General features: G+C 64.0%; 8 protein-coding genes and 3 rRNA genes. 2 read left to right on the top strand and 9 right to left on the bottom strand.

Annotated elements, in window-relative coordinates; translation table 11 throughout:
* Nucleotides 1–3: 3 nt before the first annotated feature.
* The 7 genes from OG306_RS05710 to OG306_RS05740 all read right to left on the bottom strand — a co-directional run bounded on the left by OG306_RS05710 (nucleotide 4) and on the right by OG306_RS05740 (nucleotide 9,865).
* On the bottom strand, nucleotides 4–336 hold the full coding sequence (locus OG306_RS05710; protein WP_003970459.1) for a small basic family protein: 333 nt from the start codon (nucleotides 334–336) through the stop codon (nucleotides 4–6).
* A complete protein-coding gene (locus OG306_RS05715) occupies nucleotides 333–1,247 on the bottom strand; it encodes a DUF881 domain-containing protein (RefSeq protein WP_266744944.1) in 915 nt (304 codons plus the stop codon). Before OG306_RS05715 ends, OG306_RS05710 begins: the two co-directional genes overlap by 4 nt.
* 98 nt (nucleotides 1,248–1,345) lie before the next feature.
* On the bottom strand, nucleotides 1,346–3,841 hold the full coding sequence (locus OG306_RS05720) for a mannose-1-phosphate guanyltransferase (protein ID WP_266744945.1): 2,496 nt from the start codon (nucleotides 3,839–3,841) through the stop codon (nucleotides 1,346–1,348).
* 113 nt (nucleotides 3,842–3,954) lie between these two features.
* A complete protein-coding gene (locus OG306_RS05725) occupies nucleotides 3,955–4,563 on the bottom strand; it encodes a CDP-alcohol phosphatidyltransferase family protein (protein WP_266744946.1) in 609 nt (202 codons plus the stop codon).
* Between the two features lie 148 nt (nucleotides 4,564–4,711).
* Nucleotides 4,712–4,828, bottom strand: a 5S ribosomal RNA gene (gene rrf, locus OG306_RS05730).
* Between the two features lie 77 nt (nucleotides 4,829–4,905).
* Nucleotides 4,906–8,030 (bottom strand): 23S ribosomal RNA (locus OG306_RS05735).
* A gap of 309 nt (nucleotides 8,031–8,339) precedes the next feature.
* A 16S ribosomal RNA gene (locus OG306_RS05740) occupies nucleotides 8,340–9,865 on the bottom strand.
* Together the 16S, 23S and 5S rRNA genes form the textbook arrangement of a ribosomal RNA operon.
* Before the next feature lie 686 nt (nucleotides 9,866–10,551).
* Between OG306_RS05740 and OG306_RS05745 the strand changes: the two genes are divergently transcribed.
* Both OG306_RS05745 and ptsP read left to right on the top strand, forming a co-directional pair.
* Nucleotides 10,552–11,001 (top strand): PTS sugar transporter subunit IIA, encoded by a 450-nt coding sequence (locus tag OG306_RS05745; RefSeq protein ID WP_266744947.1) that lies wholly within the window; start codon nucleotides 10,552–10,554, stop codon nucleotides 10,999–11,001.
* Nucleotides 11,002–11,077: 76 nt separating this feature from the next.
* Nucleotides 11,078–12,748 carry a phosphoenolpyruvate--protein phosphotransferase gene (ptsP, locus tag OG306_RS05750; protein WP_266744948.1) on the top strand — a complete coding sequence of 557 codons (1,671 nt, stop codon included), beginning with the start codon at nucleotides 11,078–11,080 and terminating at the stop codon, nucleotides 12,746–12,748.
* Nucleotides 12,749–12,810: 62 nt separating this feature from the next.
* Here the strand turns inward: ptsP and OG306_RS05755 are convergent, their stop codons facing one another.
* On the bottom strand, nucleotides 12,811–13,746 hold the full coding sequence (locus OG306_RS05755; protein WP_266744949.1) for a hypothetical protein: 936 nt from the start codon (nucleotides 13,744–13,746) through the stop codon (nucleotides 12,811–12,813).
* Between the two features lie 67 nt (nucleotides 13,747–13,813).
* Entirely contained in the window at nucleotides 13,814–15,790 is a 1,977-nt protein-coding gene (locus OG306_RS05760) for an acetoacetate--CoA ligase (RefSeq protein ID WP_266744950.1), read from the bottom strand.
* Nucleotides 15,791–15,853 lie beyond the last annotated feature (63 nt).

A 15,853-nucleotide genomic window follows, 5' to 3' on the forward strand; every position in this document is an offset into this window, starting at 1 on the left:
GCATCAGGCCCGGAAGACGTGCCGGCGGATGGCCGCGGCGTTGGAGAAGATCCGGATCCCGAGCACGACCACCACACCGGTGGAGAGCTGCGCGCCGACGCCCAGCTTGTCGCCCAGGAACACGATCAGTGCGGCCACCACTACATTCGACAGGAAGGACACGACGAACACCTTGTCGACAAAGATTCCGTCGAGCATGGCCCTCAGACCGCCGAAGACTGCGTCGAGAGCAGCCACCACAGCGATCGGAAGATAAGGCTCGACCACCGCCGGCACCTCGGGCCGGACCAACAGTCCGACCACGACTCCCACGACGAGGCCCAGTACGGCGATCACGATGTGCCCTTCCCTGTCTCTGCCGCACCACTGCCGGTGTCTGCGGCCTTGTAAGGCTCTGCTGTTCGTACGATCAGGCTCGGCGCGACCTGGAGGCTCACCTTTTCCTGGACGGACATGCTCGTCCGGATGTCGAAGGTGTCCTTGAGCGCCTGCAGATACTGGCCGTCGGCACTGTCCTGGAATGCGCTGCTCAACGGCTTCCCGTCCCCCACCGCCAGCACCGTGTACGGCGGCACGAGCGGTCTGTTGTCGACCAGTATGGCGTCGCCGGCCGCGCGGATCGCCGACAGGGCGGTCAGACGCTGCCCGTTGATGGCGATCGCTTCCGCACCGGACTGCCACAGGCCGTTGACGACGCGCTGCAGGTCCCGGTCGCGGACCCGCCCGGTGTCGGAAAACCCGCTGGTCTCCCTCGGCCCGCCACCGCCCTGGTCGGTGCCCTTGGCGTCGTCGACGACGAGTTTCACGCCGGGCCCTTCCACCGGTGTCGCGCCGGCGAGCAACGCCACCAGTTCCCCCTGGTCCCCCCCGTGCTTCTCCAGCGCCTTGCGCTGTCGACTGCCCACATCGTCCCGGAGCTTGTCGACCCGCGCCTCGAGGTTGTCCGCCGCCGCCGTCTCCTCGCCGATACGGTCGATCAATTCCTCGCGCTCCTTGGCGAGGACCGGCGCGGCGACGCGCGCCTGCGCGGCGCCGAGCGTGACGACAAGGGCAGCAAGGACCAGACAGGCGGCGAGGCCGAATTTCGCCTTGAGTGTGCGGGGCAGTCCCGCGCTCCCGTCTGCCTTGCGACGCGCCGATGCCTCGGCGTACCCGTCGTCGAGGCTGTGGTCCATCACATTGGTCAGCAGCGACATGGACGCGTCGGGGCGCGTGGCGGTACTCCGATCGGGGGGCTGCTGCGACATGCCGCACATCGTCGCACGTCGCCACTGCTACCGCCGAATGGCCCCACCGATGGGCCCGGAGGCGCCGCTCGATGCCTCCGGGTCCACCGGTGGAACCCTCAGTGACCTGCGCTGTCCACAACCGCTGCCCATTCGTCCAGCAACGCCTGCGCGGAGGCGTCGTCCGGGCCCTCGGCCCACAAATGGGTGACAGCCTCGGCCGGGTCCGGAAGCACCATCACCCATCGTCCGTCGGCCTCGACGACGCGCACGCCGTCCGTCGTGTCCACACTGCGGTCCCCGGCGGCCTCCACGACCCGGCGCATGACCATGCCCTTGACAGCCCAAGGTGTGGCCAGATCCCGCCGCAGGACGTGGGCACGGGGAATGCGGGCATCGATCTGGCTGAGGGTGAGCTGGGTCCTGGCGACGAGCCCGAGGAGTCGCACGAAGGCGGCGGAGCCGTCGAAGACGCTGCTGAATTCGGGAACGATGAAGCCGCCGCGGCCGTCCCCACCGAAGATGGTGCCTTCCTCACGTCCCACGCGCGTCAGATCGTCGGGCGATGTCGTCGTCCATTCGACCTGCGTGCCGTGGTACGCCGCGACCTGCTCGGCGACCCGCGTGGTGGTCACCGGCAGCGCCACCCGCCCACTGCGCCGCTCGGCGGCCACGAGGTCGAGCATCACCAGGAGTGCCCGGTCGTCCTCCACGATCCTGCCCCGTTCGTCGACCAGGGAGAGTCGCTCACCGACCGGGTCGAACCGCACGCCGAAGGCAGCCCGTGCCGAGGAGACGATCTCCCCCAACCGCACCAGTCCGGACCGCCGGGTTTCGGCGGACTCGGTGGGCCGGGATTCGTCCAGGCCGGGATTGATGGTCAACGCGTCCACGCCGAGCCGTCCGAGCAGGCTGGGAAGGACGAGCCCGGCACTGCCGTTGGAGGCGTCGACGACGACCTTGAGAGCCGCGTCGGCGATCCCTGCGGTATCCACGTTCCGCAGCAGCGATCCGGTGTACGAGTCGAAGACGCTGGACGGGAAGTGCAGGTCCCCGATCTCCCCTGGGAAGGCCCGACGGTACTCCTGACGTGCATAGACCCGGTCCAGCTTCCGCTGGCGTGCCTGTGAGAGGTCCGCGCCCCGCTCGTCGAAGAACATGATGTCGACCGAGTCGGGTACCCCGGGGGAGGTACGGATCATGATCCCGCCGGCACTGCCGCGTGCGGTCTGCTGGCGCGCGACGGGCATCGGTACGTTCTCCAGGTCCCGTACGTCGATGGCGCTGGCCTGAAGCGCGGAGATCACCGCTCTCTTCAGCGCACGGGCACCGCGGGAGTGGTCACGTGCCGTGGTGACCGTCGACCCCTTCTTGAGAGTCGTGGCATACGCTCCGGCGAGCCGGACAGCCAGCTCCGGCGTGATCTCGACGTTCAGAATCCCGGATACACCACGGGCCCCGAAGAGATGAGCCTGCCCCCGTGATTCCCAGATCACCGAGGTATTGACAAAGGCACCGGCCTCGATCGTCTTGAACGGGTAAACCCGAACATTTCCCTGAACGATCGATTCCTCACCGACCAGACATTCGTCGCCGATGACCGCGCCATCCTCGATACGGGCGGCCCGCATGACGTCGGTGTTCTTGCCGATCACGCATCCGCGCAGGTTGCTGTGCTGACCGATGTAGACGTTGTCGTGCACCACGGCCTTATGCAGAAAAGCGCCGCTCTTGACAACGACGTTGGATCCGATGACCGTGTGCTCGCGAATCTCCACGCCGGCTTCGACTTTTGCGTAGTCCCCGATGTACAGCGGGCCTCGCAGTACCGCGTCGGGATGCACTTCGGCGCCTTCCGCGACCCATACGCCCGGCGAGATCTCGAAGCCGTCGATCTCGACGTCGACCTTGCGCTCGAGAACGTCGGCCTGGGCCTTCACATAGCTCTCGTGAGTGCCGACGTCCTCCCAGTAGCCCTCGGCGACATAGCCGTAGATGGGCTTTCCTTCCTTCATCAGCTGCGGGAAAACATCAGCGGACCAGTCCACGGAGACGTCAGCCTCGACATAGTCGAAAACCTCGGGCTCCATGACGTAGATGCCTGTGTTGACGGTGTCCGAGAAGACCTGACCCCAGGTGGGCTTCTCCAGGAAACGTTCTACCTGGCCCGCCTCGTCGACGATGGTGATGCCGAATTCCAGCGGATTCGGCACCCGGGTCAGGCACACGGTCACCAGCCCGCCCTTTTCCTTGTGGAAGGCGATGAGGTCGGTGAGATCGAAGTCGGTGAGTGCATCACCGGAAATCACGAGGAAGGTGTCGTCCTTCAGTGCTTCCTCAGCATTTTTCACGCTCCCCGCAGTGCCGAGCGGTTTCTCCTCGTTGGCGTAACTGAGCTCCATCCCGAGCTCTTCACCGTCCCCGAAGTAGTTCTTGACCAACGAGGCGAGGAATTGGACCGTTACGACGGTCTCATTGAGCCCGTGCCGCTTGAGCAACCGCAGCACATGCTCCATGATCGGCCGATTGGCGACGGGCAGAAGCGGCTTGGGCATGCTTGAGGTCATGGGGCGAAGACGAGTGCCTTCGCCGCCAGCCATCACGACGGCCTTCATGTCGGAAACGTCCTCCTTGAACAGACGACGGTTTGGCCGACTTCGCCCGTCGGGGCGCCATCCGAATCATCAGCGGCGGGCCGGCCACTCTGCGCGGCACCGCGTCAACGAGCTCAATCGGCTGCTACATCCGCCTTGACGAGTCTGCGGACCTGAACCACGTAGAGGATCCCTGCCCACCAGTAGAGCGTTGTACCCCAACCTGCGAACGCCCATCCGAAAACGGCAGCCAGAGATGCCAGCCAACCACTTCCATCGCTGAGCAGCAACAAGGGGAACGCGTACATCAGGTTGAACGTGGCGGCCTTCCCCAGGAAGTTCACCTGGGGCGGCGGATAGCCATGACGGCGCAGGATTCCCACCATCACGAGGAGCATCAGTTCGCGGGCCAGAAGTGCCGCGGTAAGCCAGAGCGGCAGGATCTCCCGCCAGGTTAGGCCAACGAGGGTCGAAAGAATGTAGAGGCGGTCAGCGGCGGGGTCCAGGAGCCGGCCGAGGCTGCTGATCTGGTTCCACCGGCGAGCGAGCTTACCGTCGAGGTAGTCGCTGACCCCGCTGAGCATCAGCACCAGCAGTGCCCAGCCATCGCTCTTGGGCCCGCCGAACTCGGGGCGAAGAATCAGCCACAGGAAGAGCGGGACCCCGACAAGGCGAGCCATGCTGAGGATGTTGGGGATGGTGAGTACCCGGTCCGTCTGGACCCGAGTCTCCTGGACCTCCACCCGGGGGCCTCCTGTGTGAAGAACGTGCCAATGATGCCCCCTGACCTTACCCTCGGCCACCGACGCCGGGTGCACGGGGGTATCGGAAAAGCTCTTGAACGCAGAAAAGCCCCGTGCCACAAGGGCACGGGGCTTTCCCGTAAAAGGAGTTCGGCGGCGTCCTACTCTCCCACAGGGTCCCCCCTGCAGTACCATCGGCGCTGAAAGGCTTAGCTTCCGGGTTCGGAATGTAACCGGGCGTTTCCCTAACGCAATGACCACCGAAACACTATGAAATTAACCAACACCGGAACAACACGGCCGTTCGTTATTTCAGAACAAACACAGTGGACGCGAGCAACTGAGGACAAGCCCTCGGCCTATTAGTACCAGTCAGCTCCACCCGTTACCGGGCTTCCACATCTGGCCTATCAACCCAGTCGTCTACTGGGAGCCTTAACCAATCAAGTTGGTGGGAATACTCATCTCGAAGCAGGCTTCCCGCTTAGATGCTTTCAGCGGTTATCCTTTCCGAACGTAGCCAACCAGCCATGCCCTTGGCAGAACAACTGGCACACCAGAGGTTCGTCCGTCCCGGTCCTCTCGTACTAGGGACAGCCCTTCTCAATATTCCTACGCGCGCAGCGGATAGGGACCGAACTGTCTCACGACGTTCTAAACCCAGCTCGCGTACCGCTTTAATGGGCGAACAGCCCAACCCTTGGGACCGACTCCAGCCCCAGGATGCGACGAGCCGACATCGAGGTGCCAAACCATCCCGTCGATATGGACTCTTGGGGAAGATCAGCCTGTTATCCCCGGGGTACCTTTTATCCGTTGAGCGACAGCGCTTCCACAAGCCACTGCCGGATCACTAGTCCCGACTTTCGTCCCTGCTCGACCCGTCGGTCTCACAGTCAAGCTCCCTTGTGCACTTACACTCAACACCTGATTGCCAACCAGGCTGAGGGAACCTTTGGGCGCCTCCGTTACTCTTTAGGAGGCAACCGCCCCAGTTAAACTACCCATCAGACACTGTCCCTGATCCGGATCACGGACCGAGGTTAGACATCCAGCACGACCAGAGTGGTATTTCAACGACGACTCCACAACCACTGGCGTGGCCGCTTCAAAGTCTCCCACCTATCCTACACAAGCCGAACCGAACACCAATATCAAACTGTAGTAAAGGTCCCGGGGTCTTTCCGTCCTGCTGCGCGAAACGAGCATCTTTACTCGTAGTGCAATTTCACCGGGCCTATGGTTGAGACAGTCGAGAAGTCGTTACGCCATTCGTGCAGGTCGGAACTTACCCGACAAGGAATTTCGCTACCTTAGGATGGTTATAGTTACCACCGCCGTTTACTGGCGCTTAAGTTCTCAGCTTCGCCGACCCGAAAGTCGGCTAACCGGTCCCCTTAACGTTCCAGCACCGGGCAGGCGTCAGTCCGTATACATCGCCTTACGGCTTCGCACGGACCTGTGTTTTTAGTAAACAGTCGCTTCTCGCTGGTCTCTGCGGCCACCCCCAGCTCGGAGAGCAAGTCTCCTCACCAGTGATGGCCCCCCTTCTCCCGAAGTTACGGGGGCATTTTGCCGAGTTCCTTAACCATAGTTCACCCGAACGCCTCGGTATTCTCTACCTGACTACCTGAGTCGGTTTAGGGTACGGGCCGCCATGAAACTCGCTAGAGGCTTTTCTCGACAGCATAGGATCATCCACTTCACCACAATCGGCTCGGCATCAGGTCTCAGCCTTAACGTGTGACGGATTTACCTACCACACGGCCTACACCCTTACCCCGGGACTACCACCGCCCGGGCTGGACTACCTTCCTGCGTCACCCCATCGCTTACCTAGTACAAGTCTGGTTCGTCGGCTCCACCACTACCCTCAACTCCGAAGAGATCGGGCCGGCTTCACGGACTTAGCATCGCCTGATTCAGTATTGGGCGTTTCAAAGCGGGTACCGGAATATCAACCGGTTGTCCATCGACTACGCCTGTCGGCCTCGCCTTAGGTCCCGACTTACCCTGGGCAGATCAGCTTGACCCAGGAACCCTTAGTCAATCGGCGCACACGTTTCTCACGTGTGTATCGCTACTCATGCCTGCATTCTCACTCGTGAACCGTCCACAACTCGCTTCCGCGGCTGCTTCACCCGGCACACGACGCTCCCCTACCCATCCCAGCAGGCGTTGGCCCTATACGCTGGAATGACACGACTTCGGCGGTACGCTTGAGCCCCGCTACATTGTCGGCGCGGAATCACTTGACCAGTGAGCTATTACGCACTCTTTCAAGGGTGGCTGCTTCTAAGCCAACCTCCTGGTTGTCTCTGCGACTCCACATCCTTTCCCACTTAGCGTACGCTTAGGGGCCTTAGTCGATGCTCTGGGCTGTTTCCCTCTCGACCATGGAGCTTATCCCCCACAGTCTCACTGCCGTGCTCTCACTTACCGGCATTCGGAGTTTGGCTAAGGTCAGTAACCCGGTAGGGCCCATCGCCTATCCAGTGCTCTACCTCCGGCAAGAAACACACGACGCTGCACCTAAATGCATTTCGGGGAGAACCAGCTATCACGGAGTTTGATTGGCCTTTCACCCCTAACCACAGGTCATCCCCCAGGTTTTCAACCCTGGTGGGTTCGGTCCTCCACGAAGTCTTACCTCCGCTTCAACCTGCCCATGGCTAGATCACTCCGCTTCGGGTCTTGAGCGTGCTACTAAAGCGCCCTATTCGGACTCGCTTTCGCTACGGCTTCCCCACACGGGTTAACCTCGCAACACACCGCAAACTCGCAGGCTCATTCTTCAAAAGGCACGCAGTCACGACTGTTGCTCCGAAGAACAACAGCGACGCTCCCACGGCTTGTAGGCACACGGTTTCAGGTACTATTTCACTCCGCTCCCGCGGTACTTTTCACCATTCCCTCACGGTACTATCCGCTATCGGTCACCAGGGAATATTTAGGCTTAGCGGGTGGTCCCGCCAGATTCACACGGGATTTCTCGGGCCCCGTGCTACTTGGGAAATTCTCAAACGAGCCGTTAATGTTTCAGCTACGGGGGTCTTACCCTCTACGCCGGACCTTTCGCATGTCCTTCGCCTACATCAACGGTTTCTGACTCGTCGACCAATCGGCAGATTGATCAAGAGAACTCCCGCAACCCCGCATGCGCAACCCCTGCCGGGTATCACACACATACGGTTTGGCCTCATCCAGTTTCGCTCGCCACTACTCCCGGAATCACGGTTGTTTTCTCTTCCTGAGGGTACTGAGATGTTTCACTTCCCCTCGTTCCCTCCACACTGCCTATGTGTTCAGCAGCGGGTGACAGCCCATGACGACTGCCGGGTTTCCCCATTCGGACACCCCCGGATCAAAGCTCGGTTGACAGCTCCCCGGGGCCTATCGTGGCCTCCCACGTCCTTCATCGGTTCCTGGTGCCAAGGCATCCACCGTGCGCCCTTAAAAACTTGGCCACAGATGCTCGCGTCCACTGTGCAGTTCTCAAGCAACGACCAGCCACCCACCACCCCGCCCAAACAGGCGAGTTCACTGGGGCCGGCGTTTGAAGGCAGCCTTGCGGCCATACCTTCAGACACCCAACAGCGCGCCCAGCACCCGGAATTCAGCCGGTTCGTTTTCCACGCTCCGAAGAGCAGTACTTGCGACCCGATTGAACCACCAGGTACTGAATAGTCAACGTTCCACCCATGAGCAACCACCGTCGAACATTTGCCGACGTAGTGGCCTCTGACCAGGCAAGCCCGGTAAGAAGTGCTCCTTAGAAAGGAGGTGATCCAGCCGCACCTTCCGGTACGGCTACCTTGTTACGACTTCGTCCCAATCGCCAGTCCCACCTTCGACAGCTCCCTCCCACAAGGGGTTGGGCCACCGGCTTCGGGTGTTACCGACTTTCGTGACGTGACGGGCGGTGTGTACAAGGCCCGGGAACGTATTCACCGCAGCAATGCTGATCTGCGATTACTAGCAACTCCGACTTCATGGGGTCGAGTTGCAGACCCCAATCCGAACTGAGACCGGCTTTTTGAGATTCGCTCCGCCTCGCGGCATCGCAGCTCATTGTACCGGCCATTGTAGCACGTGTGCAGCCCAAGACATAAGGGGCATGATGACTTGACGTCGTCCCCACCTTCCTCCGAGTTGACCCCGGCAGTCTCCTGTGAGTCCCCATCACCCCGAAGGGCATGCTGGCAACACAGAACAAGGGTTGCGCTCGTTGCGGGACTTAACCCAACATCTCACGACACGAGCTGACGACAGCCATGCACCACCTGTACACCGACCACAAGGGGGGCACCATCTCTGATGCTTTCCGGTGTATGTCAAGCCTTGGTAAGGTTCTTCGCGTTGCGTCGAATTAAGCCACATGCTCCGCTGCTTGTGCGGGCCCCCGTCAATTCCTTTGAGTTTTAGCCTTGCGGCCGTACTCCCCAGGCGGGGAACTTAATGCGTTAGCTGCGGCACCGACGACGTGGAATGTCGCCAACACCTAGTTCCCAACGTTTACGGCGTGGACTACCAGGGTATCTAATCCTGTTCGCTCCCCACGCTTTCGCTCCTCAGCGTCAGTAATGGCCCAGAGATCCGCCTTCGCCACCGGTGTTCCTCCTGATATCTGCGCATTTCACCGCTACACCAGGAATTCCGATCTCCCCTACCACACTCTAGCCTGCCCGTATCGACTGCAGACCCGGGGTTAAGCCCCGGGCTTTCACAACCGACGCAACAAGCCGCCTACGAGCTCTTTACGCCCAATAATTCCGGACAACGCTTGCGCCCTACGTATTACCGCGGCTGCTGGCACGTAGTTAGCCGGCGCTTCTTCTGCAGGTACCGTCACTTTCGCTTCTTCCCTGCTGAAAGAGGTTTACAACCCGAAGGCCGTCATCCCTCACGCGGCGTCGCTGCATCAGGCTTTCGCCCATTGTGCAATATTCCCCACTGCTGCCTCCCGTAGGAGTCTGGGCCGTGTCTCAGTCCCAGTGTGGCCGGTCGCCCTCTCAGGCCGGCTACCCGTCGTCGCCTTGGTAGGCCATCACCCCACCAACAAGCTGATAGGCCGCGGGCTCATCCTTCACCGCCGGAGCTTTCAACCCCGTCCCATGCGGGACAGAGTGTCATCCGGTATTAGACCCCGTTTCCAGGGCTTGTCCCAGAGTGAAGGGCAGATTGCCCACGTGTTACTCACCCGTTCGCCACTAATCCACCCCGAAGGGCTTCATCGTTCGACTTGCATGTGTTAAGCACGCCGCCAGCGTTCGTCCTGAGCCAGGATCAAACTCTCCGTGAATGTTTTCCCGCAATCGGGACAACACAACACGAGAGCGGAACGATCAGCCGGAATAAGACCGATCGTTCACAGCGTCCTCGCTGTGTAATTGCCTACCGGAACCGTGAGGCCCGGCAGGACTTTCAAAGGAACCACCAACCTGCCGAAGCAGGCCGGGGTATCAACATATCTGGCGTTGACTTTTGGCACGCTGTTGAGTTCTCAAGGAACGGACGCTTCCTTTGTACTCACCCGCAGAACATTCTCTGGGGCTTTCCTCCGGGCTTTCCCTTCGGTCTTGCGTTTCCGACTCTATCAGACTCTTTCGTGTCCGATTCCCGGTCGAAGCGGGTTTGCTTTCCAGCTCTTCGCTTTCGCGTTTCCCTTTCCGGCGAGTCCGACTCTATCAGGCCTTTCCATTTCCCTTGACCAGTCCCCACAGGCATGCGGGTGCCGATCCAAGTTAAAGTCAGGGCTTAAAAAGTCGCTGCCGACCCCCGACTCGAAGTCGCACTGGGGCCAGGCAGGAATACGACAGTACAGGCAGTTGGGAGTCGAGGCAAATCGTTTCCGGTGCCCTTCTAAGGCCGCGAACCGCCAGGACTCGGCCGGAACCGGGACTTCTTATGACTTACTCTGCTGAACAGCACGCCGTCGTCCGCAAGCCGTGACGGCGCCAATCGAGCTCCACCCCTGGGAGGTTCCCCATGACCACTGTGACGTCCCCTCTTGCCGGGCGTGCCGTCGGGCTCGCCGCGGTACCGGACCCGGTCTTCTCCGGCGCGATGGTGGGGCCCGGAACCGCCATTGATCCCGAGCGCGAGCCGTCCGAAGCCGTAGCGCCGGTCGACGGCATCGTTGTCTCCCTGCACCCGCACGCGTTCGTCGTCGTGGACGAGCACGGGCACGGTGTGCTCGTCCACCTCGGCATCGACACCGTTCAGCTCAATGGCGAGGGCTTCGAACTGCTCGTGAACAAGGGGGACACGGTCACCCGAGGTCAGGGCATCGTGCGGTGGGACCCTGCGGGCGTCGAGGCCGGCGGCAAGTCCCCCGTGTGTCCGATCGTCGCGCTGGAAGCCACCGCTGACTCCCTCTCCGATGTCCGCGAGGACGGCGACGTGAAGATGGGCGACACGTTGTTCGGCTGGCAGTGACGGACGCGGCTCGATGACAGCCGACTGGATATCCACCGCGGAGGCATGGACCGCCGCACAACCGGAGGCGGGTGCAATGGAGACAACGCTGCGAGGCGTCGGTGTGAGCCACGGAGTGGCGATCGGCGAGGTTCGTCATATGGGTACGGCGGTGCTCGAACCGCCGGCCAAGCAGATCCCTGCCGAGGAGGCGGAGCGCGAACAGGGGCGCGCTCGCCAGGCCGTGGAAGCGGTGGCGGCCGATCTGATCGCGCGCGGCAATCTTGCCGGTGGCGAGGCTCAGCATGTGCTCGAGGCCCAGGCCATGATGGCGCAGGACCCCGAGCTGATTGCTGATGTGGAGCGGCGCATTGCCGTCGGCAGCACCGCCGAACGCGGCGTCTACGACGCGTTCGCCGCCTATCGGGCGCTGCTCGCCAACGCCGGCGAGTACCTCGCCGGGCGGGTCGCCGACCTCGACGACGTGCGTAACCGGATCGTGGCTCGCCTGCTCGGTGTGCCGATGCCCGGTGTGCCGGACAGCGACGAGCCCTATGTCCTGATCGCCAGGGACCTCGCGCCGGCCGACACGGCGCTGCTCGACCCTGCGCTGGTGCTCGGCTTCGTGACCGAGGAGGGCGGGCCGACCAGTCACAGCGCGATTCTGGCGCGTGCGCTCGGTGTGCCCGCTGTGGTGGCGCTCCCCGGGGCCGGTGAGCTGGCCGAGGGCACCGTCGTCGCGGTGGACGGCAGCACCGGTGAGATCTTTGTCGAGCCCAGCGCCGAGAAGCGTGCGGAGATGGAACGTGCCGCTGCGGCGCGCAAGGCCGTGCTGTCCGCTTCGACCGGTCCGGGTGCGACCTCCGACCATCACAGGGTCCCGCTGCTCGCGAATGTGGGCGGGCCCGGTGATGTGCCGGCTGCCGTCGAGGCCGGCGCGGAAGGCGTGGGACTGTTCCGTACCGAGTTCCTGTTTCTGGACGACAGCAAGCAGGCGCCGTCCGAAGAGAAGCAGGTCGCGGCGTACCGGGCGGTGCTCGAAGCGTTCCCTGAGGGGCGTGTCGTGGTGCGGGTGCTGGATGCCGGCGCCGACAAGCCGCTCGACTTTCTGACGCCGGCGGACGAGCCCAACCCGGCACTGGGTGTGCGTGGGCTGCGGAGCCTCCTGGATCACCCCGAGGTGCTGCGGACCCAGCTCACCGCGCTGGCGAAGGCTGCCGAAGGTCTGCCCGTCCACCTCGAGGTCATGGCTCCGATGGTGGCGGACCGTGCGGACGCAAAGGCCTTCGCCGATGCCTGCCGTGCGGCCGGGCTGGCGGCGAAGTTCGGTGCGATGGTGGAGATTCCGTCCGCGGCTCTGCGGGCGCGCTCGATCCTGCGGGAGGTTGAGTTCCTTTCGCTGGGCACGAATGACCTGGCGCAGTACACCTTTGCCGCCGACCGTCAGGTGGGTGCGGTGTCGCGGCTGCAGGATCCTTGGCAGCCTGCGCTGCTCGACCTCGTAGCGCTGTCTGCGGAGGCGGCCAGGGCCGAGGGCAAGAGCTGTGGTGTCTGTGGTGAAGCCGCCTCCGATCCGCTGCTTGCCTGTGTCTTGACGGGGTTGGGTGTGACGTCGTTGTCGATGGGCGCCGCGTCCATTCCCTACGTCCGCGCCACCCTGGCGAAGTACACGCTCGCGCAGTGCGAGCGGGCCGCTTCCGCCGCTCGTGCGGCGGACTCCGCCGAAGAGGCGCGGGTAGCGGCGCAGGCGGTGCTGTCGGGCGAATAGCCCCGAGGCGTCCGTGGTGAAGGGGCTCTCTGCCGATGCCGGCAGGGAGCCCCTTCGGCCTGTCAGTGGTGCGACTCCGGTTCGTCCGCGCCAAGGTCGAAGCCCGCGCAGTACTCCACGTGTGACTCCGGGGAAACGGGTTCGCCGGTGTCGGCATCGGTGCAGTAGGCGCTGAAGACCTCGCCGGCGGTGAGCGGGACCAGGTTGCCGCGGGTCAGCCGCCAGCCGTGGACCCGGTCCTGGGTGCCGGGGCTGCTCGTTCGGAGGACGACTCCCCCGGGCTTTTCGAGAGCGATGCCGACGGCCAGCACCGTGACGAACTCGGCTCCTTCCGCTGATTCGAGGCGAGCGGGCCCCGTGGTGTCGCGCTCGGTGTGCAGGACGGCGAGCAGGTGCTCGTTCTCGGTGGGAGTGCTGCAGACGAGGTGGTGGGTGCCCGGGCCGGCCGTCTCCAGCATGCGCAGCAGGAGGTGGGAAGCCCGGTCGAAGGCGGCGCGGCCGACGTCCTGACCGCAGTCCGCGCAGGCTCCGAGGTCGGCCAGGGTCATCGTGGCGTACTCCCAGGTGGCCTGGCGGACGGCTCGGCCGACCAGGAGCGGGATCAGGGTGTCGATGGGTTGGCCGCTGTACGCGACGGTGGCGCCCGCCGAGGCGATTTCGGCGGTGAAGCGGCTACGGCTGGCAGGGGCGTCGGGAGCGATTCCGGACTCGGTGCAGAACTCCGCGTACGCGTCGGGGTCGAAGAGGGCGACGGTGGCGTGCATGCCTTGTGCGGCGAGGGCCTTCAGCAGGCCCTCCACCTGCTGGAGATAGACGGTGTGGTCGTCGAAGGTGAATGTGCGGTAGCGCCGCATCGCCGCGAAGTCCCTCTCGTCGGCCAGGAGACCGATGGTGCTGGGTGCTTCGCGGCGCAGCGTGCGTCGCATGGATGTGCCGGACCGGAGGTACCCGCTGGTCCTGCTGGTCTTGTCGTGCTTGGTGTTCCTGGTCTGCGCCATGACTCCCCCAGTGCGCTGTCGATCATTGCTCACTCAGAGTAATCAAGGGCACTGACAACGCGGCCGGTCAGTGACGCTTGCGGGCGAGGTCCTCGTAGAAGTGGAGGAGTTCGAGGTTGTCGACCGAGCCGGGATTGACCGCCTTGGCCAGGGCTGTGCCCTGCAGGAGGCGCTTGACCGGAACCTCGATGCGCTTGCCGGTGAGCGTGTGCGGAATGCCGGGGACCTCGATGATCTCGTCCGGGACATGGCGCGGGGAGAGGTTCTCCCGGATGGTCCGCTTGATGCTGTCGCGCAGGTCGTCGTCGAGCGCGGCGCCGTCGGCGAGGTGGACGAAGAGCGGCATCCAGTAGCCGCCGTCGGGTTCTTCGATGCCGATGACGAGGGATTCGCGGATTTCGGGGAGCCGTTCGACGGCTTCGTAGATGTCGGCGGAGCCCATCCGTACACCCTGGCGGTTGAGGGTGGAGTCGGAGCGGCCGTGGATGACGACCGAGCCGTGTTCGCTGATCGTGATCCAGTCGCCGTGACGCCAGACGCCGGGGTACATGTCGAAGTAGCTGTCGTGGTAGCGGCTGCCGTCGGGGTCGTTCCAGAAGCGGATCGGCATGGAGGGCAGGGGCGCGGTGACGACGAGTTCACCGACCTCGCCGATGAGGGGCTTGCCTGCGGGGTCCCAGGACTGGAGGTCCGTGCCGAGGCACGCGGCCTGGAGCTCGCCGATGTGCACGGGGAGGGTGGGGACCGCGCCGGCGAAGCAGCTGCAGACGTCGGTGCCGCCGCTGACGGAGGCGATCCACAGGTTGTCGTCCACCTCGTCGTGGAGCCAGCGGAAACCGTCGGGCGGGAGCGGGGAGCCTGTGGTGGCGACGCATTGGACGCGGGAGAGGTCGAAGTCGCGGCCCGGGTGGACGCCGGCCTTGCGGCAGGCCATGACGTAGGCGGCGGAGGTGCCGAAGAGGGTCGCTCCGGTCTGTTCGGCGACGCGCCACTGGGCGCTGACGTCCGGGTAGCCGGGGCTTCCGTCGTACAGCACGAGTGTGGTCCCGGTGAGCAGGCCGGAGACGAGGAAGTTCCACATCATCCAGCCGGTGGAGGTGTACCAGAAGAACCGGTCGTCGGGGCCGAGGTCGCAGTGCAGGCCGATCTGCTTGAAGTGTTCGAGCAGGATGCCGCCCTGGGACTGGACGATCGCCTTGGGGAGTCCGGTCGTACCGGAGGAGTAGAGCACCCACAGCGGATGGTCGAAGGGGACCTGTTCGAAGAGGGGCTCGGTGTCGGCGGACGTGAGGGCGGACCAGTCGAGGGTGCCCTCCGGGGCCTCGGTGCCCAGCAGCGGTATGTGGACGACGGCGCGCAGGGTGGGGAGTTCGCGGCGCAGCTCGGCGACCGTGTCGGTGCGGTCGTGTTCCTTGCCGCCGTAGCGGTAGCCGTCGACGGTGAAGAGGACGACGGGTTCGACCTGTTGGAAGCGGTCGAGGACGCTGCGGGCGCCGAAGTCGGGGGCGCAGGAGGTCCAGACGCCGCCGACGGCCGCGGTGGCGAGGAAGGCGATGACGGCCTGGGGGATGTTGGGGACGTAGGCGCTGACGCGGTCGCCCGGTGTGACGCCGAGCGCGCGGAGCTCGGCGGCGAGCGATCCGACCCGGCGGCGGAGTTCGGACCAGGAAATGGGGGCCTGGGTGTGGGTCTCGTCGACGTGGATCAGGGCGGGGGCGTCCGCGCGCAAGGGGTCCTCGGCAGTGCGCAGGGCGTGTTCGGCGTAGTTGAGGGTGGCGCTGGGGAACCACTGGGCGCCGGGCATGGTGCGGTCGCCGATGACGGCTTCGTACGGGGTGGAGAACCGTACGTCGAACCAGTCGGCGACGGCCTGCCAGAAGGTGTCGAGCTCATCGACCGACCAGCGGTGCAGCGCCGGGTAGCCGCCTTCGGCCGGTGCTCCGTACCGCTCTGCCGCCCAGTTCTGGAAGCGGGTGACGGCCGCGGCCGCGATGCGGTCGGGGCCGGGCTGCCAGAGGGGGGCTTCGTTGGCTGCTGCGGTCATGGCGGCTCCCTGACTGTACGGGTACGCGGGGTGGGCGTGGGACGCACGCACACGTGCTGGGGT

This window comes from Streptomyces sp. NBC_01241, from assembly GCF_041435435.1.
Lineage (GTDB): Bacteria > Actinomycetota > Actinomycetes > Streptomycetales > Streptomycetaceae > Streptomyces.